At 61.0% G+C, this 20,074-nt stretch carries 21 protein-coding genes; 1 reads left to right on the top strand and 20 read right to left on the bottom strand.

The genetic code is table 11. The features are described from left to right. Positions 1 to 37 precede the first annotated feature (37 nt). The 10 genes from motD to flhA form a co-directional block, all read right to left on the bottom strand. Entirely contained in the window at positions 38 to 865 is an 828-nt protein-coding gene (motD, locus tag NA647_RS02495) for a flagellar motor protein MotD (protein WP_256056244.1), read from the bottom strand. A gap of 199 nt (positions 866 to 1,064) precedes the next feature. Next, positions 1,065 to 1,805: a flagellar motor protein gene (locus tag NA647_RS02490; protein WP_256047126.1), complete on the bottom strand. Its 741-nt coding sequence runs from the start codon at positions 1,803 to 1,805 to the stop codon at positions 1,065 to 1,067. Beyond that, positions 1,805 to 2,893, bottom strand: coding sequence for a protein-glutamate methylesterase/protein-glutamine glutaminase (locus NA647_RS02485; protein ID WP_256056243.1), 1,089 nt, complete (start codon positions 2,891 to 2,893; stop codon positions 1,805 to 1,807). Before NA647_RS02485 ends, NA647_RS02490 begins: the two co-directional genes overlap by 1 nt. A gap of 47 nt (positions 2,894 to 2,940) precedes the next feature. Further along, positions 2,941 to 5,130 (bottom strand): chemotaxis protein CheA, encoded by a 2,190-nt coding sequence (locus tag NA647_RS02480; protein ID WP_256056242.1) that lies wholly within the window; start codon positions 5,128 to 5,130, stop codon positions 2,941 to 2,943. A gap of 12 nt (positions 5,131 to 5,142) precedes the next feature. Next, positions 5,143 to 5,937 carry a protein phosphatase CheZ gene (locus NA647_RS02475; RefSeq protein WP_256056241.1) on the bottom strand — a complete coding sequence of 265 codons (795 nt, stop codon included), beginning with the start codon at positions 5,935 to 5,937 and terminating at the stop codon, positions 5,143 to 5,145. 23 nt (positions 5,938 to 5,960) lie between these two features. Further along, complete coding sequence (locus tag NA647_RS02470) at positions 5,961 to 6,335, bottom strand: chemotaxis response regulator CheY (protein ID WP_177493042.1); 375 nt, start codon at positions 6,333 to 6,335, stop codon at positions 5,961 to 5,963. 114 nt (positions 6,336 to 6,449) lie between these two features. Next, on the bottom strand, positions 6,450 to 7,196 hold the full coding sequence (gene fliA / locus NA647_RS02465; protein ID WP_256056316.1) for an RNA polymerase sigma factor FliA: 747 nt from the start codon (positions 7,194 to 7,196) through the stop codon (positions 6,450 to 6,452). Then, the gene (gene fleN, locus NA647_RS02460) at positions 7,193 to 8,020 is read right to left on the bottom strand and encodes a flagellar synthesis regulator FleN (protein WP_131650107.1); all 828 of its coding nucleotides are present in this window, start codon (positions 8,018 to 8,020) and stop codon (positions 7,193 to 7,195) included. The genes fliA and fleN overlap by 4 nt, the downstream gene beginning before the upstream one ends. A 91-nt stretch (positions 8,021 to 8,111) precedes the next feature. After that, positions 8,112 to 9,392, bottom strand: coding sequence for a flagellar biosynthesis protein FlhF (flhF, locus tag NA647_RS02455; RefSeq protein ID WP_256056240.1), 1,281 nt, complete (start codon positions 9,390 to 9,392; stop codon positions 8,112 to 8,114). Positions 9,393 to 9,407: 15 nt separating this feature from the next. After that, positions 9,408 to 11,528: a flagellar biosynthesis protein FlhA gene (gene flhA, locus NA647_RS02450; protein ID WP_256047131.1), complete on the bottom strand. Its 2,121-nt coding sequence runs from the start codon at positions 11,526 to 11,528 to the stop codon at positions 9,408 to 9,410. A 265-nt stretch (positions 11,529 to 11,793) separates the two neighbouring features. On the opposite strand from flhA, the gene sodC reads away from it, so the two are divergent. Continuing rightward, positions 11,794 to 12,315, top strand: a complete 522-nt coding sequence (sodC, locus tag NA647_RS02445; protein WP_256047132.1) for a superoxide dismutase [Cu-Zn] SodC — start codon at positions 11,794 to 11,796, stop codon at positions 12,313 to 12,315. Between the two features lie 249 nt (positions 12,316 to 12,564). Here sodC and flhB read toward each other — a convergent pair whose 3' ends face one another. From flhB to NA647_RS02395, 10 genes are all read right to left on the bottom strand, one after another. Continuing rightward, the gene (flhB, locus tag NA647_RS02440) at positions 12,565 to 13,701 is read right to left on the bottom strand and encodes a flagellar biosynthesis protein FlhB (protein ID WP_256047133.1); all 1,137 of its coding nucleotides are present in this window, start codon (positions 13,699 to 13,701) and stop codon (positions 12,565 to 12,567) included. A gap of 36 nt (positions 13,702 to 13,737) precedes the next feature. Next, entirely contained in the window at positions 13,738 to 14,517 is a 780-nt protein-coding gene (gene fliR / locus NA647_RS02435) for a flagellar biosynthetic protein FliR (protein ID WP_131650102.1), read from the bottom strand. Between the two features lie 33 nt (positions 14,518 to 14,550). After that, the gene (fliQ, locus tag NA647_RS02430; RefSeq protein WP_131650101.1) at positions 14,551 to 14,820 is read right to left on the bottom strand and encodes a flagellar biosynthesis protein FliQ; all 270 of its coding nucleotides are present in this window, start codon (positions 14,818 to 14,820) and stop codon (positions 14,551 to 14,553) included. A 16-nt stretch (positions 14,821 to 14,836) separates the two neighbouring features. Next, positions 14,837 to 15,613, bottom strand: a complete 777-nt coding sequence (fliP, locus tag NA647_RS02425) for a flagellar type III secretion system pore protein FliP (RefSeq protein WP_131650100.1) — start codon at positions 15,611 to 15,613, stop codon at positions 14,837 to 14,839. Continuing rightward, complete coding sequence (fliO, locus tag NA647_RS02420; protein WP_256056239.1) at positions 15,613 to 16,032, bottom strand: flagellar biosynthetic protein FliO; 420 nt, start codon at positions 16,030 to 16,032, stop codon at positions 15,613 to 15,615. The genes fliP and fliO overlap by 1 nt, the downstream gene beginning before the upstream one ends. A gap of 1 nt (position 16,033) precedes the next feature. Next, complete coding sequence (fliN, locus tag NA647_RS02415) at positions 16,034 to 16,501, bottom strand: flagellar motor switch protein FliN (protein ID WP_256047135.1); 468 nt, start codon at positions 16,499 to 16,501, stop codon at positions 16,034 to 16,036. Positions 16,502 to 16,564: 63 nt separating this feature from the next. After that, the gene (fliM, locus tag NA647_RS02410; protein ID WP_256047136.1) at positions 16,565 to 17,536 is read right to left on the bottom strand and encodes a flagellar motor switch protein FliM; all 972 of its coding nucleotides are present in this window, start codon (positions 17,534 to 17,536) and stop codon (positions 16,565 to 16,567) included. Between the two features lie 12 nt (positions 17,537 to 17,548). After that, entirely contained in the window at positions 17,549 to 18,076 is a 528-nt protein-coding gene (fliL, locus tag NA647_RS02405; RefSeq protein WP_256056237.1) for a flagellar basal body-associated protein FliL, read from the bottom strand. A 269-nt stretch (positions 18,077 to 18,345) separates the two neighbouring features. Next, positions 18,346 to 19,584: a flagellar hook-length control protein FliK gene (locus tag NA647_RS02400; protein ID WP_256056236.1), complete on the bottom strand. Its 1,239-nt coding sequence runs from the start codon at positions 19,582 to 19,584 to the stop codon at positions 18,346 to 18,348. A gap of 120 nt (positions 19,585 to 19,704) precedes the next feature. Continuing rightward, positions 19,705 to 20,061: an Hpt domain-containing protein gene (locus tag NA647_RS02395; protein ID WP_256047138.1), complete on the bottom strand. Its 357-nt coding sequence runs from the start codon at positions 20,059 to 20,061 to the stop codon at positions 19,705 to 19,707. Positions 20,062 to 20,074: the final 13 nt, after the last annotated feature.

Below are 20,074 nucleotides of genomic sequence, written 5' to 3'. Positions count from 1 at the left end.
ACCGACGACGGAGAATTGACGACACCGCAAGCGGCACCTAACGATTCTCACTGGAAGCAGATTGTGTGCCAGAGTGCTGCACCACCCCGGCAACGCGGGCATTACCACTCCCTACCCCGCTGACGCTGCGCCGCACATCGAGATTGCGGGAAATGACCAGTATCACCCGGCGATTACGCGCGCGGCCCTCCGCTGTCGCGTTGTCAGCTATAGGCTGGAACTCACCGTAGCCCACCGCGGCCAGACGCGACGGATCGACGCCATCGGCCGCGAGCATCCGCACCACACTACCCGCACGCGCTGCGGAAAGCTCCCAGTTGGTTGGAAACTTGTTCGTGCTGATCGGCAGGTTGTCGGTAAAACCTTCTACATGTATCGGGTTATCAAAGGGCGCCAGAATCCCGGCAACCTTTTCCAGCAATTCGAACGCATGATCGTTGGGCAATGCATCGCCGCTGGGGAACAGCAGGCTGGAGTTCAGCTCGATCTCTACCCAGAGTTCGTTACCGCGCACGGTGAGTTGTTTCGCGTCGATCAGATCGGCAAAGGCCTCTTGCATGCTCTGCATGATGCTCTGTAGCGAATCGATCGGCTCTTGTGACGAGTGCGGTTCGTCTATTTGCGAGACGTCGGGTTCAGTAGTGCGGGGCCGCTCTTCGCCGATCGGAATCGGCTTGACCGCCCGGTCGACCTGATTGAACACGCCTACGAGCGAATCGGAGAGGATCTTGTATTTGCCCTCGTTGAGCGAGGAGATCGAATACATCACCACGAAGAAAGCGAACAGCAGCGTGATGAAATCCGCGTAGGAAACCAGCCAGCGTTCGTGGTTCTCCGGCTCCTCATGTGCTCTGCGTCGGGCCATGGTCAGGCCGCTCGCAAAGAATACGAACGGTCAGGCACAGCCACACGCATCATCGGAACGGTAGCGTAGTGGCGATGAGTGGCTGTGATCGGAGCGTTTACCATGTTCATTCTCGTGTTGCGGCGGCGAAATTGCACGCCGTAGGCGTTAGGGCCTGTTGATGTTTCGTCGTGCGCCGCGTACGAAACATCAACGGCCCCTAATCCATGAAGCCTTGCAGCTTCATTTCTATCGAGCGGGGGTTCTCCCCTTCGGCAATCGACAGAACGCCTTCGAGCAACATTTCGCGGTAGGCGGTGTGTTTCTGCACCACGCTCTTGAGCTTGTTACCCATCGGCAAAACCAGCAGGTTGGCAAAGGCGACGCCGTAGATGGTGGCAACGAATGCAACAGCTATGCCACTCCCTAGCTGGCTGGGGTCGGCGAGATTGCCCATCACGTGGATCAGGCCCATTACGGCTCCGATGATCCCTACCGTGGGCGAATAACCGCCCATGCTTTCGAACACTTTCGCCGCACGGAGATCGCGGGTTTCCTGGGTGTACAGATCGACTTCGAGGATGCTGCGAATCACTTCCGGCTCCGCGCCATCGACCAGCAGCTGTAAGCCCTTGCGGGCATAGGGGTCGGACTCGGTTTCGGCGATCGGTTCGAGGCCCAGCAGCCCTTCTTTACGCGCCGTGGCGCTCCAGCCTGTGACCAGGCTAATGCCACGGGCCATGTCGACACGCGGCGGGAAGAATATCCAGCCAACGATCGACATGGCCCGCATGAACACGGCCATCGGCGTCTGCAGCAGCACAGCGCCGAGCGTACCGCCCAGCACGATCAGGGCGGCGGGACCGTTGAGCAACGCCGAGACGTGACCGCCTTCGAGAAAATTACCCCCGACGATGGCGACGAACGCGAGGACCAGCCCGATCAGGCTGAGTACATCCATCAGATACAGGCCTCGCTCAGATGGCGACCGATGTCATCGAGGCCATAAACGGCGTCGCTGAGGTTGGCCTTGGCCACCGCCATCGGCATGCCATAAATGACGCAACTGGCTTCGTCCTGCGTCCACACCTGGCTGCCACTCTGCTTGAGCATGCGCGCGCCTTCCCGGCCATCGGCGCCCATGCCGGTCAGCACGACCGCCAATACCTTGTCGTTGAACGCCTTTGCGGCGGAACCGAAGGTCACGTCCACGCAGGGCCGATAGTGCAGACGCTCATCGCCGGGCAGGATGCGCACCGCACCGCGTCCGTCGACCATCATCTGCTTGCCGCCCGGCGCCAACAGTGCCAGTCCAGGACGCAGCAGGTCGCCGTCTTCGGCTTCCTTGACGCGGATCTTGCAGAGCTTGTCCAGACGCTCGGCAAACGCCTTGGTGAAGGCCGCCGGCATATGCTGAATCAACACGATGGGAGCCGGAAAGCCGGCAGGCAGCTGAGTCAGAACACGCTGAAGCGCTACCGGGCCGCCCGTCGAGGTACCGATGGCGACCAGTCGATACGCCTTGCGTCGAGGCGCCGCTGACGCCTGTGCGGGGGCTGCGGTGCGTGGCGCCGCCGGGGCCAATCCCGCAGGGGTAACCACAGGACGAACTGCCGGCGCTACGGCTGCCGCGGTGCTGCTATAGCGGCGGTTGCTGCGCGATATCGTGTTGACCTTCTCGCACAGCAGTCGCTTGACCTTCTCTGGGTTACGAGAAATATCTTCGAAATTCTTCGGCAGGAAATCCACCGCGCCCGCATCCAGCGCGTCGAGGGTTACCCGGGCGCCTTCATGGGTAAGCGAGGAGAACATCAAAACCGGCGTCGGGCAGCGCTGCATGATCTGCCGCACGGCGGTGATGCCGTCCATCATCGGCATCTCGTAATCCATCGTGATGACGTCGGGCTTCAGTTCGATGGCCTTGTCGATGGCTTCGCGCCCGTTGGTGGCGGTTCCGATCACTTGAATATTCGGATCGGAAGAAAGGATCTCCGAGACACGGCGGCGGAAGAAGCCGGAATCGTCCACCACCAGGACCTTGACTGCCATTAAAACGCTCCTAGCGATAGCGGCCCGTCAGGACCGCTGCGAACTGATCAGATCCGGCGCGCGTAACGCTTGAGCATGCTCGGAACATCGAGGATCAAGGCGATGCGGCCATCGCCGGTGATGGTCGCGCCGGACATGCCCGGTGTGCCCTGTAGCATCTTGCCCAACGGCTTGATCACCACTTCCTCCTGGCCCACCAGCTGATCGACGACGAAGCCGATGCTCTGATTGCCGACGTTCAGAATCACCACATGGCCCTCGCGCTGCTCCTCCTGCTCGGCGCCACGCACTAACCAGCGTTTGAGGTAGAACAGCGGCAGCGCCTTGTCGCGCACGATCACCACTTCCTGGCCGTCCACCACGTTGGTGCGGGACAGGTCGAGGTGGAATATTTCGTTGACGCTCACCAGCGGGAACGCGAACGCCTGGTTGCCGAGCATCACCATGAGCGTGGGCATGATCGCCAGTGTCAGCGGTACCTTGATGACAACGCGCGAGCCCTGGCCCTTGGCGGAAAACACGTTGACCGTGCCGTTGAGCTGGGAAATCTTGGTCTTGACCACGTCCATGCCGACACCGCGGCCGGACACGTCGGATATCTCCGATTTGGTGGAGAAGCCCGGTGCGAAGATCAGGTTGTAGCATTCCAGATCGTTCAGGCGGTCGGCCGCATCCTTATCCAGCAAGCCTTTCTCTACGGCCTTGGCACGCAGAATCTCGGCGTCCATTCCTTTGCCATCGTCGGTGATGAGCAGCAGTATATGGTCGCCTTCCTGCTCGGCCGACAGCACGACCTTGCCGGTGCGAGGCTTGCCGGCGGCTTCGCGCTCTTCCGGCGTCTCGATACCATGATCGACGGCGTTGCGCACCAAGTGCACCAGCGGATCGGCCAGGGCCTCGACGAGGTTCTTGTCCAGATCGGTTTCTTCACCGACCAGCTCGAGGTTGATCTCTTTCTTGAGGCTGCGGGCCAGATCCCGAACCAGCCGCGGGAAACGTCCGAAGACCTTCTTGATCGGCTGCATGCGCGTCTTCATCACGGCGCTCTGCAGATCGGCTGTCACCACATCCAGATTGGAGACAGCTTTGGCCATGGCTTCGTCGCCGCTATTGGAGCCCAGGCGCACCAGACGGTTACGAACCAGCACAAGCTCGCCGACCATGTTCATGATCTCGTCGAGCCGCGCGGTATCGACCCGCACAGTGGTCTCGGCTTCGCTCGCTGGTTTCTCGGGTGCAGGAGCAGCTTTGGCTGTCGTGTCCGTTTTGGCCGAAGTCGCGGCCGCTTTGCCTGGCGCAGCCGCAGGCGCGGATTTCGCGGGCGTGCTTTCCTTGGCCGCGGATGCTGGAGCGACAGGAGCGACCGGTGCAGGTGTGGCGGTTACAGGCGCCGCCGCTTCGGGTTCGAACTTACCTTTGCCGTGCAATTGATCCAGCAGGGCTTCGAACTCGTCGTCGGTGATTTCATCACCGCCTGCTGCGGCAGGCTTGACCTGTGCCTCGACCGGCTGGACAGGCGCAGCGGTAGCCGGCTCGGAGAAGTGACCCTTGCCGTGCAGCTGGTCGAGCAGGGCCTCGAATTCGTCGTCGGTAATCTCGTCGCTCACAGGCGCTTCAGCGACCGGTGCGGCCGGTGCTGGAATGGGCTCCACCGCAAACTGGCCCTTGCCATGCAGCTGATCGAGCAAGGATTCGAATTCTTCGTCAGTGATCTCATCGCTGACGCTTGCGGTCGAGGCCTCGGCGGAATTTTCCAATGCGCCAAGGAACTGCTCGAATTCGTTGTCGGCCGTCGTGGCTTCTGGCTCGGGTTCTGGCTCGACTGGAGCCGCCTGAACCTCGTCCCCGGCCGGCTCGGCCAGACGCGTCAGCGCCGCCAGCAGCTCTGGAGTAGCCGGAGTTACCGTGGTGCGCTCTCGTACCTGGGCAAACATTTCATTGACGGAATCCAATGCCTGCAGCACGACATCCATCAATTCCGAGTCGACGCGACGCTCACCCTTGCGCAGGATGTCGAAGACGTTTTCAGCGATGTGACAACACTCGACCAGCTCATGTAGCTGGAGAAAGCCGGCACCGCCTTTTACCGTATGGAACCCGCGAAAAATCGCATTGAGCAAGGCGGTGTCATCGGGGCTGCTTTCCAGCTCCACCAGCTGCTCTGACAATAGTTCGAGAATCTCGCCGGCCTCTACCAGGAAGTCCTGGAGGATTTCTTCATCGGCGTCGAAGCTCATATTCACCTTCCCCTAAAAGCCCAGGCTCGAAAGCAGATCATCGACATCGTCCTGTCCGGATACGACATCCTCACGTATATCGGCATGCATCTGCGGACCTTCACCATGGGAAGGCTCTTTTTCCTGTTTTTTCTTTTCCTGCTCGGCGCGCATGGCTTCGCGGTCATGCTGAATACCAACCACGCGGTCGACTTGGCCGGCCATTAACACGAGATTGAGCAGGTTGCTTTCAAGCTCGGTGATCAGGCGGGTCACCCGCTTGATCACCTGACCGGTCAGGTCCTGAAAGTCCTGGGCCAGCATGATTTCGCTGAGATTCTGCGACAGCTGGCTGCTGTCGCTCAGGGAGCGCTGCAGATATTGGTCGATACGGCGAACCAGCTCCCGGAACTCCTCGGCGTTCATGTCCCTGCGCATGAAGCGCTGCCAGTCGGCGACCAGGCTTTGCGCTTCGTAACTAACGTAATTGACCAGCGGCGCCGACTCCTCGACCAGATCCATGGTGCGGTTGGCGGCCTTTTCGGTCATTTCCACGACATAGGAAAGGCGGTCGGTAGCGTCGGTAATGGGTGACGGATCGCCACCTGTAGCGCAGGTATCCATCTCGAGCTTGACGATGGCGTTATGCAGCTCGCGGGTCAGCTTGCCGACTTCCTGGTAAAGCCCGTTATTACGGGCCTGATTGAGCTCGTTGAACATCTGTGCCGCTTCGTCGAAGCGGCCCTGCTGCAAACTCTCGATCAGTTGGGGTGCGTGAGCCTTCAGAGTCATTTCGAACTCCGCCAGGCTTTGGTCTGCTTGCGTCATAGTGCCCTCGCGGCGTTACTGCTTCAGCCGTTGACGCGCTCGAAGATCTTTTCGATCTTCTCTTTGAGCACTTGAGCCGTGAATGGCTTGACCACGTAACCGTTTACGCCCGCCTGCGCGGCCTCGATGATCTGGTCGCGCTTCGCCTCGGCGGTGACCATCAACACCGGAAGGTGCTTCAGGCGCTCGTCGGCACGGACGGCACGCAGCAGATCGATGCCGCTCATGCCGGGCATGTTCCAGTCGGTCACGAGGAAGTCGAACCCGCCGCTCTTGAGCATCGGCAGCGCGGTGGTGCCGTCATCCGCTTCGGCAGTATTGGTAAAGCCCAGATCGCGCAAGAGGTTCTTGATGATCCGTCTCATGGTCGAGAAATCATCGACGATGAGGATTTTCATGTTCTTGTCCAAGTAAACCTCCGTAAATCCCGAATCCCCAGAACCTGCTCACGGTCTGTTGCGGGCCTCATGAATGAAGCTCGTAAGCGGCCTATAATGCTTTTTGCAAATCGATCAGCGCCCGCGCCACTCGCCAAGGCGAGCCCGCAGACGCGCCGCGCACTGGCTGTGCAACTGACTCACCCGCGACTCGCTGACCCCTAGCACCTGGCCGATTTCCTTCAAATTCATTTCTTCGTCGTAATACAGCGAAAGCACCAGCTTTTCACGTTCGGGCAAGCTGCCGATGGCCTCGGCCAGCGCCTGTTGAAAACGCTCGTCTTCAAGATCGCGGGACGGTTCCGGATGGGCGCTGGCGGCATCTTCTCCAAACTCTCCATGCTCGCCTTCCTGCAGTAGATCATCGAAGCTGAACAGGCGGCTGCCCAGAGTGTCGCCCAGAATGCCGTAGTACTCATCGAGACTCAATTTAAGTTCGGCCGCAACGTCTTGATCTTTAGCGTCGCGACCCGTTCTGGCTTCGATCGCCCGGATCGCATCGCTGACCATACGTGAGTTACGGTGCACCGAACGCGGCGCCCAGTCGCCCTTGCGGACCTCGTCGAGCATGGCGCCGCGGATGCGGATACCGGCGTAGGTTTCGAAGCTCGCACCCTTTCCGGCGTCGTATTTCTTCGATGCCTCGAGCAAGCCGATCATGCCGGCCTGCATCAGGTCATCGACCTGCACACTGGCCGGCAAGCGCGCCAGCAAGTGATAGGCGATGCGCTTGACCAACGGCGCGTACTGATCGATGAGCTGGTATTGCGAATCTTTTGCCTGAGCTTTGCTGTAATACATAACGAATCCAGCCGCGGTCAGTCGTTAGGCTCTGTGGCGGGCCTGACGAGGCGCTCCACAAAGAACTCTAAATGGCCCCGCGGCGTTGCCGGCAATGGCCAGGTATCCACCTTCTGCGCAATGGCCTTGATCGCCAGCGAGCATTTGGCTCGCGGATAGGCCTCATATACGGCGCGCTGTTTCTGTACCGCCTTGCGTACCGCCTCGTCGTACGGAACCGCGCCGACATATTGCAACGCTACATCGAGGAACCGCTCAGTCACCTTGCTCAGCTTGGCGAACAGGTTGCGGCCCTCCTGGGGCGCGTGTGCCATGTTCGCCAACACACGGAAACGGCTGATGCCATAGTCACGATTGAGCAGCTTGATCAACGCGTAAGCGTCGGTGATCGAAGTGGGTTCATCCGTCACTACCAGCAAAATCTCCTGCGCGGCACGAACGAAACTCACGACGCCGTCGCCAATGCCTGCTGCGGTGTCGATGATCAACACGTCGATATCGTTGCCGAGATCGCTGAACGCCTGGATCAACCCTGAATGCTGCAGTGTAGACAGCTGCACCATGCTTTGCGTGCCGGACGCCGCAGGCACGACGCGGATGCCACCCGGCCCCTGAATCAATACGTCACGCAGGTCGCATTCGCCCGCAATGACATCGGCCAGCGTTCGCTTGGCGGTCAAACCCAGCAGTACGTCGACGTTGGCCAAGCCAAGGTCGGCATCGAGCAGCACCACCCGACGACCAAGATCGGCCAGGGCCAGCGCCAGATTGACCGACACGTTGGTCTTGCCGACGCCACCCTTGCCGCCGGTAACTGCAATAACCTGTACGGGATGCATACCCATTTTCACACGCCTATATCTTGCTTGAGCCCTTGGGCCTTCGATGCGTTCAGCCCGAACGCGTCTTCTTTGTGTGTATCACGGAGCAAAGCGTTCATCCGACCTTCCGTGAAGAACCGTTGTACAGACCGGAGAACATGTCGGCCATGGTTTCCTCGCTGGGATTCTCCTCCGATTGCAGGCTCACCGCGCGACTGACCAGCTGATGGCTGCGCGGCAGCTGCAGATCGTCGGGGATGCGCGGCCCATCGGTGAGGTACGCGATCGGCAGATGCTGGCTAATGGTGAGGCCGAGCACGTCACCCAGGCTACCGGCCTCATCAAGTTTAGTCAGAATGCAGCCGGCCAGCCCACAACGGCGATAGTGATGCCAGGTCGCCTTGAGCACCTGGCTCTGGCTGGTAGCCGGCAGCACCAGGTAGTTCTTCGATTTGATACCGCGGTCGGCCAAGGTATCGAGTTGCGCGCGCATCATCGGATCATTGGCCGGCAGCCCTGCGGTATCGATAAGAATCAGGCGCTTGCGGGCCAGCGGCTCCAGTGACTTGCTCAGCGGCTGGCTGGGATCGATCTGAATGACCGGCACGTCGAGGATGCGACCCAGTGTCTTCAGCTGCTCCTGCGCACCGATGCGGAAGTTATCCATGCTCGCCAAGGCGATGCTCTGGGCGCCGTGCTTGAGCACATAGCGCGCCGCGAGTTTCGCCAGCGTGGTGGTCTTGCCGGCACCGGCCGGACCGACCAGCGCAATGATGCCACCCTCTTCCAGCGGCTCGACCTTGGTGACCTTGACCGCCTGGGCCAGGTGCGCCAGCACCATGCGCCAGGCCTGACGCGGCTCGGACACATTGGCAACCTTTTCCAGCAAGGCGCGCGACAGGTCGGCGGGCAGACCGATACGCTGCAGCCGGCGCCAGAGATTGGCTTGTTGCGGACGGCGGTTCTGCTCGTGGCCCCAGGCAATCGAGCCGAGCTGCATTTCGATCAGCTCACGCAGGCCTTGAAGCTCGGACTGCATGGCTTCCATCGCACGCGAGTCAGCCGCTGCGGCAACAACGACCGGCTTCGGCTGAGCGACCACTGCCGGCTTCTCGTCAAGCAGTTGACGATCCTGGCCGGCGGCACTGCGCGACGGCGCGCTCAGCTCGGCATGGACGCTGGCGATACGGGCCTGGGTTTTGCGCAGCTCGGCTTCCAGGGCCGCGTTCGGCTTCTTGGGCGCAGCGGGCTCCATCGGGTAATCAAGCATGGCCGTCAGCTCGACGCCGCCCGCGACACGACGGTTGCCCGTGATCACGGCATCGGCGCCCAGCTCGTCACGAATCATTTTCATGGCGATACGCATGTCGGCTGCGAAGAAACGTTTGACCTGCATGGCCTGTACCCTCGGTTAATTCTGACCCACCGTCGAAACGATGGTGACCTGCTTGTTATCCGGTATTTCCTGGTAGGCGAGGACATGGATGTTCGGTACCGCGAGCCGGGCGAAGCGCGACAGCATCGCGCGGACCGGACCCGCCACCAGCAGAATCGCCGGCTTACCCAACATTTCCTGACGCTGTGCCGCCTCTACCAGGGAACGCTGCAATTTTTCGGCCATTCCCGGCTCCAGGAGAATGCCATCTTCGGAGCCCTGTCCGGCCTTCTGCAGACTGTTTAGCAATATCTGTTCCAACCTGGGCTCAAGCGTGATCACAGGCAGCTGCGGCTCAAGCCCCACAACGTTTTGCACGATTGCGCGAGAGAGCGCGACCCGTACCGCAGCCACCATGGCGGCGGGATCTTGACTCTTGACGGCGACGTTGGCGATGGCCTCGGCAATGGTGCGGATATCGCGTACCGGCACCTGCTCCTGCAACAGCGCCTGCAGCACCTTGAGCAGGGTGGACAGGGAAATCATCCCGGGCACCAGCTCTTCGGCGAGCTTCGGCGAACTCTTGGCCAGCAATTGCATCAGCTGCTGGACCTCTTCATGCCCCAGCAACTCGTGGGCATGCTTGTGCAGGACCTGGTTCAGGTGGGTCGCAACCACGGTGCTGGCATCGACCACCGTGTAGCCGAGCGATTGCGCCTGATCGCGCTGGCCGGGCTCGATCCACACCGCCTCCAGGCCGAACGCCGGGTCTTTGGCGGCGATGCCGTTGAGCGGCCCGAAAACCTGCCCCGGATTGATCGCCAGCTCGCGATCCGGATACACCTCGGCTTCGGCCAGGCTCACGCCCATCAGCGTCAAACGATAGGCGTTAGGCAGCAGATCCAAGTTGTCGCGAATATGCACCGATGGCATCAGGAACCCGAGATCCTGCGAGAGCTTCTTGCGCACACCCTTGATTCGCGCCAACAGCTGCCCACCCTGGTTGCGATCGACCAGCGGAATCAGCCGGTAACCCACCTCCAGGCCGACCATATCGACAGGTGTCACATCATCCCAACCCAGTTCCTTGGTTTCTGCCGCGCGCTGGGCAGGCAGCGTTTCCAACTGCTTCTGCTCTTCCTGCTCGGTTTGCTGCTTGACCTGCTTCTGGCGATGCCAGATCCAGTAAGCGCCGCCCGCGGCAACCGCGCCGAGGCCGAGGAATGACATGTGCGGCATGCCTGGTACCAAACCCATGGCGATCATGATGCCGGCTGACACCGCCAGCGCCTTGGGCGAGGCGAACATCTGCCGGTTGACTTGCTGACCCATGTCCTCGGAACTGGTCACGCGAGTCACCATGATGGCGGCTGCGGTCGATAGCAGCAGCGAAGGGATCTGCGCGACGAGGCCGTCACCAATGGTCAGCAAGGCGTAAACCTGACCCGCCTCGCTGAAGCTCATACCGTGCTGCGCCATGCCGATACCGACGCCGCCGATGAGGTTGATGAACAGAATCAGCAGGCCAGCGATCGCGTCGCCACGCACGAACTTGCTGGCACCGTCCATCGAGCCATAGAAATCCGCCTCGGAAGCCACTTCGACGCGGCGCTTCTTGGCCTCGCTCTGATCAATCAGTCCAGCGTTCAGATCAGCGTCGATCGCCATCTGCTTGCCGGGCATCGCGTCGAGGGTGAAGCGCGCGCTCACCTCGGAAATCCGCCCGGCACCCTTGGTGACCACCACGAAGTTGATGATCATCAGGATCGCGAAGACGACGATACCGACCACGTAGTTGCCGCCGATCACCACGTTGCCGAAGGCCTCGATCACGTGTCCAGCTGCGGAGCCACCCTCGTGGCCATTGATCAACACCACCCGAGTCGAGGCCACGTTCAGCGCCAATCGCATCAGGGTGGCGACCAGCAGGATCGTCGGGAACACCGCAAAATCAAGCGGCCTCAACGCATAGACACTGACCAGCAGCACGACGATGGAAAGCGCGATGTTGAAGGTGAACAGCAGATCCAGCAGGAACGGCGGCACCGACAGCATCATCATGCCCATCATCACGAGCAGCAGCAGCGGCACGCCCAGATTGCCGCGACCCGCGCCCGCCAGGCCATTGCGAATGTTGATGAGTTGCGTGCGATCCAATGTAGACCCCGGCAAAGCAGACCAAAGAATTGACGCGAAGCGCGCCCTGCCGAGGCTATAGCAAGAAGGAGTCCAACTTGCTCAAGACCACTGAGTTCGGTTCGGGCGGCGCGCACCGTCAGGGCGATACCGACTGGCATGCGGTATTCGAACCGACCGGGAGCTGGGCAGTCTCACTCCTAGCATCGTCGCCAGCCCGAAGCATGGCTGACGGTGCTGCGACTGGCGGCACAGCCGCTTTATTCACCTCAACAGGAGTTTTGCCATGAAACAGTGGATCATCGCGGCGCTTGCCGGCTGCACGGCCATGGGCCTGCATGCCGAAACCCTCAGCGTGCCGGTCAAGGCCGTGACAGCCCAAGGCGTCGGCGAGTCCGTCGGCACCGTCAAGATCGAAAGCAGCCAGTACGGGCTGGTGTTCCGCCCCGAACTGTCGGGGCTGGAGTCCGGCGCCCATGGTTTCCATATTCATGCAAAAGGCAATTGCGGGCCGGCCGACAAGGACGGCGAAGCCGTCGCGGCAGGCGCAGCGGGTGGTCATTGGGATCCGCAGAACACCGGCAAGCATGGCGAACCCTGGGGCGACGGCCATATGGGCGATCTCCCAGCGCTGATGGTCGACGGTGATGGCAAGGCCAGCCAGCCGGTTCTCGCGCCCCGCCTGAAAAGCCTTGGCGACATCAAAGGCCTGGCGCTGATGGTCCACAAGGGCGGCGACAACCACTCCGACCATCCACAGCCGCTTGGCGGCGGCGGCGCTCGGGTTGCCTGTGGGGTGATCGAATAAAAAGGCTGGAGGCTGAAGAGACGGGCTGGGCTCCAAGCTCCAAGCTCCAAGCTCCAAAGCAAGGGTGGGTTTCGTTTAGCCCACCGCGTTCAGGTGCGCACTCCGTTACGGTGGGCTGAAGCCCACCCTACCTACTTACTAACCCAATGCGCCCAAGCCGTAGGGTGGGCTTCAGCCCACCAGATTCAGGCGCAGTGGGGCTGAGGCATACTCTGCCAAGCTTCAAGCTGAGAGCGGCTTCCGAGCCGCTCACTCATCTCGGCGCAAATCCGGCGGAATCGGCAGATTGCCCAGCGGATCCGGCCGTTTGCCCTTGCCGGAACGGTACTGGCGTAGCTGATAGACGTACGCCAATACCTGCGCTACAGCCAGATAGAGCCCCGCCGGGATTTCCTGGTCAAGTTCAGTGGAATAGAACACCGCCCGCGCCAGTGCCGGAGACTCGAGTACCGTCACCTGATGCTCGTTGGCGATCTCGCGAATCTTCAAGGCCACGAAATCGCCGCCTTTGGCCACCAACATCGGCGCCCCGCCCTTGTCGCCGTCATATTTCAGCGCCACGGCGAAGTGGGTCGGGTTGGTGATGACCACATCGGCTTCCGGCACCGCCTGCATCATTCGGCGCTGAGCGGCATCGCGCTGCAGCTGGCGTATCCGCGATTTGACTTCGGGTTTGCCTTCGCTGTCTTTGTACTCGTCGCGCACTTCCTGCTTGGTCATCATCAGCTTCTGCTTGTTGTCCCAGAGCTGAAAAGGCACGTCCACCGCGGCGATCAGGATCAGACCGCAAGCCATCCACAGCGCGCACCAGCCCACCACCTCGGCGCTGTGCATGATGGCCAGATCCAGCGGCTGCTTGGCGATGGACAGCAGGTCGTCCTGATAGGCGTTGAGCACCGCCAGCGCCACCAGCAACACCACGAGAAACTTGCCCAGCGCCTTCAGCAGCTCGACCAGCGCCTTGGTCGAGAACATCCGCTTTAGACCGGGGCCGGGGTTCATGCGGCTGAACTTGGGCGCCATCGCCTTACCCGAGAACAACCAGCCGCCCAACGAGATCGGCCCAATGATGGAGACGATCAGCAGCACGATCAGCAGCGGCATGATGGCCTCCAGCGCAATCATCCCGCTGCTCATCAGCAGTTGCACCATGGCGCTCTCATCCAGCAGCGTTTCGCGGCTGAGCTCGAAATTGCTTTGCATCATGGCCATCAGGCTACCGGCCAGGCTGCCGCCAGAGGCCAGCAAACCGCCGATGCCACCCAGCGTCACCGCCACGGTGCTCAGTTCACGGGAACGGGCAAGCTGACCTTTTTCGCGGGATTCACGGAGGCGTTTCTCCGTGGGTTCCTCGCTTTTATCGGCACCGCTTTCGCTCTCAGCCATGCGCGGCCTCCGGCAGCTGTGAACAAGACATTGGCATCAGCGTAGCCCGATCAGTTCGCGAAGCATTCCCAACGCCTCGCTGACGAAGGTCTGGTACTGCGCAAGGATATCGGCCATGCCGATCCAGACCACGATCAGGCCGAGCACCAGAGTCAGCGGGAAACCGATCGAAAAGATGTTCAACTGCGGCGCCGCTCGGGTCATCAGGCCGAAGGCCAGGTTCACCACCAGCAGCGCGGTGATCGCCGGCAGCACCAGCAGCAGTCCGGCCCCCAGCACCCAGCCCAGTTTGCCCGCCACTTCCCAGAAATGATTGGTGCCGACCAGCCAGCCGCCGATCGGCAGAGTGGTGAAGCTTTCGGTGAGGATTTCCAGCACGACCAGATGGCCGTTCATCGCCAGGAACAGCAGGATCACCAGCATGTTGAAGAATTGGCCGATCACCGGCACCGAAACACCATTGGCCGGGTCAACCATCGACGCGAAACCCAGCCCCATCTGCATGGCGAGCAGCTGCCCCGAGACGATGAACAGCTGAAAAAACAGCTGCAGCACGAAGCCCAGCATCACCCCGATCAAAATCTGTTCGGCAATCAGCACCAATGCCTGCGCGCTCAGCGCCTCCACCACCGGCACTGGCGGCAGCCCGGGAACCAACACGATCGAAATGGCGAGCGCCAGGTAAAGCCGCACCCGCATCGGCACCAGTTGGGTACCGATGATCGGCATGCTCATCAGCAGCGCCGCGATGCGAAACAGCGGTAGCAGGAATTGCCCGACCCAGGCGCCGATCTGCGCATCGCTGAGCTCAAGCACCGGGGCGCACCCCGCAGGCGGAAATCATCACGACTAGCCGATGATCAGCGGAATGTTCTGGATCAGGCCTTGGGTGTACTCCATCAGCTCCCTGACCAGCCACGGCCCAGCCCAGATGAGCGTCAGCAGCATCACCAATAGACGCGGCAGGAAGCTCAGGGTCTGTTCGTTGATCTGCGTGGCGGCTTGGAACATCGCCACTACCAGCCCCACCAGCAAGCTCGGGACCACCAGCACACCGACGATCATGGCCGTCATCCACAAGCCTTCGCGAAACAGGTCCACCGCAACTTCGGGTGTCATGGGCGTTTTCCTCGCGCTAGAGCGTGCCGAAACTGCCGGCGAGCGTGCCGATGATCAAACCCCAGCCGTCGATCAGCACAAACAGCATGATCTTGAACGGCAACGAGATAATCAGTGGCGACAGCATCATCATGCCCATCGCCATAAGCACACTGGCCACTACCATGTCGATGATCAAAAACGGAATGAAGATCATGAAGCCGATCTGGAACGCGGTTTTCAGCTCGGAAGTCACGAATGCCGGTACCAGAATCGTCAGGGGAGCGGCATCCGGTGACTGGATGTCGGTGCGCCGCGAGAGCCGTACGAACAGCTCCAGATCGCTTTCGCGAGTCTGCGCCAGCATGAAGTTCTTCAACGGCACCTCAGCCCGTGCGATCGCATCCTGTGCGGATAATTGCTCGTTCAGATAAGGCTGTACCGCCTCGTTGTTTATCCGCTCGAATACCGGCGCCATGATGAACAGCGTCAAAAAGATCGTCAGACCGACGAGGATCTGGTTCGAGGGCGTCTGTTGCAGGCCCAGCGCCTGGCGCAGGATGGAAAAGACGATGATGATCCGCGTGAAGCTGGTCATCAGCATAACGAACGCCGGAATGAAGCTCAGCGCCGTCATGATCAGCAGAATCTGCAGGCTGACCGAATATTCCTGCTGCCCCTCGGCGTCGGTGCTCAGTGTGATGGCTGGGATCGACAGCGGGTTGTCACCCTGGGTGATCAGGCCGCCGGCATCCTGCCCCACAGCAAAAGGAGCGGCCAATACCAGCAGGACCGCCAGCAACAATCGAAGCATCAGGGTTTGTCCTTCTGATCCCGGCCAAGCAATTCCATCAGGCGCTGGGCAAATTCGGGGTTTGCCGGCTCGGCATCCGGCAGATGAACCGGTTCTTCCAGCACATGCAGCGGCGTGATGCGCCCGGCACTCAGGCCGAGCAGGACCTGCTCGCTACCGACCTGTACCAGCACCAGGCGCTCACGCGGCCCAAGGGCGTGGCTGGAGATCAGCTTGATGGCTTGGTTGCTGCGCGGATTGATCTGCTGCATCCGTCGCAGCAGCCAGGCAAGCAGAAAAATCAGCCCGATCACCAGCAACAGGCCGAACAGCAGCTTGGTCATCTGCATGCCCATTCCCGTGCTGCTCATGCTTGCCGCGGGTTCGGCGGCCATTGCCGGCAATGCCAGCGCGAGCGAAAGGAAAACCAGGGCTTTCATCTCAGCGCAACTTCTTGATGCGTTCGCTTGGACTGATGACGTCCGTAAGCCGAATGCCGAATTTCTCGTTCACCACCACTACTTCGCCGTGGGCGATCAGCGTGCCGTTGACCAGCACGTCCAGCGGCTCACCGGCCAGGCGGTCGAGCTCCACCACCGAGCCCTGGTTGAGCTGCAGCAGATTGCGAATGCTGATCTCGGTGCTGCCGACTTCCATGGATATGGAGACCGGAATATCGAGGATTACGTCCAGGTTCGGACCATCGAGACCTGCCGTCGCGGCCGACTTCGGAGCGCTGCCAAACTCTTCGAGCGGTGCGCGCGGCGGTGCCGGAGCCTTGGCCGGCCCCTGATTCAGCAGCGCATCGATATCGTCCTGATTGGCATCGCCCGCCTCGGCCAGCGCTGATGCCCATTCATCGGCAAGCGCCTGCTCTTCTGCGGAAGTGTTTTCGTGTTCGTCTGCCATCGTTAGTCCTCGACCGGCTGGTAAATGTTTAGCAGGGCTATTGAAAAATACCTGCAAGGCTAATCAACGGGGCCGCATGACGGACTCGAGCACCTGCAGCGCCAGATTGCCCTTGTGCGCGCCGAGCTTGACCTTGAAGGCGGGCATCCCGTTGGCGCGCATGATCATGTCTTCGGGCATTTCCACCGGAATCACATCGCCCGGTTGCATGTTGAGAATGTCGCGCAGCTTCAGCTGACGCCGCACCACCGTCGCGCTGAGCGGCACGTTCACGTCGAGAACGTCTTCGCGCAAGGCGTTGACCCAGCGCTCGTCCTGATCGCTGACATCCGACTGAAAACCGGCATCGAGCATTTCGCGGATCGGTTCAATCATCGAGTACGGCATGGTCACATGGAAGTCGCCACCGCCGCTTTCGAGCTCGATGTGGAAGGTCGACACCACCACCACTTCGCTCGGGCTGACGATGTTGGCCAGCGCTGGATTCACCTCCGAATGCACGTATTCGAAGTTGACGTCGAGCACCGCATGCCAGGCTTCCTTCAGATCGACAAAGGCCTGATCCAGCACCATGCGCACGACGCGCAGCTCGGTCGGCGTGAATTCGCGACCCTCGATCTTGGCGTGGCGACCGTCGCCGCCGAAGAAGTTGTCCACCAGCTTGAACACCAGCTTGGCGTCGAGGATGAACAGCGAGGTGCCGCGCAACGGCTTGATCTTCACTAGATTGAGGCTGGTCGGTACGTACAGCGAATGCACGTACTCGCCGAATTTCATTACCTGCACGCCACCGACCGACACATCGGCCGAGCGGCGCAGCAGGTTGAACATGCTGATACGGGTGTAGCGGGCAAAACGCTCGTTGACCATCTCCAGCGTGGGCATACGCCCGCGGACGATGCGATCCTGGCTGGTCAGGTCGTAACTCTTGATGCTGCCCGGTTCGGAATCGCTTTCGGTATCGACCAGACCGTCGTCGACTCCATGCAGGAGCGCATCGATCTCGTCTTGCGAAAGCAGGTCTTGAACAGCCATCTACAACGACCCCTATTGCAATACGAAGTTGGTGAACAGCACTTGCTCGATGGCAAGTTTGCCGATTTCCTTCTGTGCCAGCTCCTGGACGCTGGCCGTGGCCTGCTGCCGGAGCATCTCCTGCCCGACCGGTGTAGCCAGGCTGGCGAACTCCTGACTGGAAAACAGCATGACCAGTTGATTGCGCAACAGCGGCATGTGTTCCTTCAGCGCGTCGAGTGCCGCCTGATCACGCGACATCAGCGCCACGCTAACCTGCATGTAACGCTGCCGGCCACCGGTGTTGGAAAAATTGACGATGAATGCCGGCGCCAACACTTCGTAGATCGCTGGCTGACGCAGCGGTGCAGTCGGCGTATCCGAAGCGGCTTCCGGCTGTGCTTCAGTATCGCCCCGACTCATGAAGTAGAAGGTACCGCCGATCGACAATCCGACCGCCAGCAGCAGGCCGAGCACGATCAGGACAATCAGCTTGAGCTTTCCCTTGCCGCCGGTCGAAGCCGGGCTCGGTACGTCTGGGGGTCCCTGTTTCTTAGCCATGCCAAATATCCGTCATCACAAGGTGATTTCACTCGCAACGAAGCGCTACGAGCAACTGCTGTGCCAGTATCGAACAGGGACGCGGGGGCCGTAAACGATTGCGACAAGACCTCGTCAATTTGCAGACGAATAGTTAGCGTGGAGTCCGCGTTTGGCGCGAGGCTGGGCAGCATGTTTTTATGGGAGGGTCCGACCTCGGGGCGAAGCGTTTGCGTTCAACGTCTTGGGCCGGACGTGAAGCCCGGCTCCCTAGGTCAATCACTGCGCACTCAGGCGTAGTAATCCACCAGACCGCGATCGCCACCGGAACGGCTCGTGCTGACTTCAAGCGTGCCGCCAACGATTTCCTCGTCCCCGGTAGCCGATACGCCAGCTACGCTCCGGCCGCGCGAATCGCCGCCGTCGCCCTGCCAGCCCTTGGATTGGTCGGAAACATTCACATCCATGGTCATGCCTTGCTGCGCGAACATATCCCGCAGGCGCTGCATCTGTCCTTCCAATGCGTCGCGCACGCCAGCGTGAGGGCTGAGGAACGTGACCTGTGTCTGAGTCTGATCCTTATTCATGTCGATACGGATCTCCATACGACCCAACTCGGCGGGATCGAGCTGAATCTCAGCGGACTTCAGGTTCTGACTCGACAGCCACATCACCCTGTCGACCACCGCTTCGCTCCAGCCTGACTGCTGCATCTGCACCGGCTGGCCTGGCACCATCGTCAGCCGCTGCGCCTGCTGAGCCTGGGTCTGCTGTGCAATCGCTTGGGTCAGCGGGTTGAGCCGGTTGGCCGCCATATCGGTGGCGCTCGTGCGGTTCTCCCTCGGCGCATCCAGCTTGTCCAGCAGATCACTGAAGCTTTCCTCCAGCGAGAGCTCGTCGGACTCTTCCGTCAGTTCCTCGCCCACCAACAGACTCGCCGAGAGCGTTTCCTGGGTTTGCTCGGAGGCTTCATTCGGCATCAAGGCGTTGGCGAACGGACTCTTCTGAGCAGCGGACTGGATATCCAGGGCACGCGTGCCCACCATAGCCGGCTCGGCCTCTGCTTCAGCGGACTCTACGCCGGCCTGAGCCAGCCCCAGCCCAGCCAGAAACTCGCTGCCGGTCGGCGGCTGCGTGGCCAGCGATTCGTCACTGACTGGCACCTGCCCGCCCATGCCGAACAACAGCAACGGATCAAGCTCGGCCTCGCCGTCTTGCGGGGCGTCATCGGCCATCTCGGCGTCAGCAGGCAATTCGTTGCCGGCTTCGGCCACGGTCGGCTTTTCGCTGCCGCCAGCTTCGGCGGTTTCCTGACTCGGCTTGTCGCCAGCCGGCTTGTCCCGGACAGGTTTTGCCGAAGAGTCCTGACGTTCGATCGGCTTGGGCTGGCGCTCCTTGGCGTAGACGTTGGCGAAGCTGGAAGGCTCGTCCCGACTGGGCTGGCGGGCGGCCTGAGGGGACGCGCCCGCTGCCTTTGCGACAGCCGTGGGAGCCTTGATGTTGAGCAATAGATCGGGGGAAACGGCCATGGGTCTTCCGCTCAGGATGATGACATTGCGTTTATTCAAGCAAAGTCCAGGCCATAAGCTTTGTAAGCGCCTACATCGGTAGCCCGGCCACCGAAGGTGCACGCCAATGCAACCCGCCAGTCAGCCGAGCCCGCCGTAGCGCTGGCGTTCGGCTCGGTAGAGAATCCGTACGATGGCGAATTCACGCTCGATGCGTTCGATCAAGTGCGGGCTTTCATCGATCTGTTCGAGCCGCGCCGCTTCTTCCAACTGGCGACAAAGATCCGCCAGTAACGCTGCGCCCATGTTGCTGCAACTGCCCTTGAAGCTGTGGGCAGCCTGACGCAGGTTTTCCGCCTGACCGCTGCGGCAGGCCTGCTGAAGCAACCGCAGCCGCTCTTCCGAATCGACCAGAAAGGTATCCAGTAGCACCGGATATTCCGCCTCCATCACCTCCTGAAGGGTCGCCAGCACGCTAGTGTCGAGATGATCGACCATCGATAGGCTCCTG

It is taken from the genome of Stutzerimonas stutzeri (assembly GCF_024448985.1).
Classification (GTDB): Bacteria; Pseudomonadota; Gammaproteobacteria; order Pseudomonadales; family Pseudomonadaceae; genus Stutzerimonas; species Stutzerimonas stutzeri_AP.
Note: the sequence above shows the minus strand (reverse complement) of the source record. Positions and strands in the feature narration are given on the sequence as shown.